This is a genomic window from Streptomyces oceani, from assembly GCF_001751245.1.
Lineage (GTDB): Bacteria > Actinomycetota > Actinomycetes > Streptomycetales > Streptomycetaceae > Streptomyces > Streptomyces oceani.
In genome coordinates, this window is record NZ_LJGU01000026.1 from 1 (window position 1) to 291 (window position 291).

At 75.9% G+C, this 291-nt stretch carries 1 protein-coding gene; it reads left to right on the plus strand.

Annotated features, from left to right (window positions below):
* On the plus strand, positions 1–291 hold a 291-nt coding region (locus tag AN216_RS00125; RefSeq protein WP_139140800.1), incomplete at both ends, for an acyltransferase domain-containing protein.

Genomic DNA, 291 nt, shown 5'->3' on the forward strand with positions numbered 1-291 from the left:
CCGGCGTCTGGTCGACCGCGGACGCCTGCCGACTGGTCACGGCCCGGGGCCGATTGATGGACGCGCTGCCGGAGGGCGGCGCCATGGTCGCCGTACAGGCCGGCGAGGACGAGGTGCTGCCACTGCTCGCGGACCGCACGCACGAGGTGTGCCTCGCCGCGGTGAACGGGCCGCGCTCCGTGGTGCTCTCCGGCGACGAGGCGGCCGTGCTGGAGGTCGCCGCCGGGCTCGCGGAGGACGGGCGGCGTACGAGACGGCTCCAGGTCAGCCACGCCTTCCACTCGCCGCGCA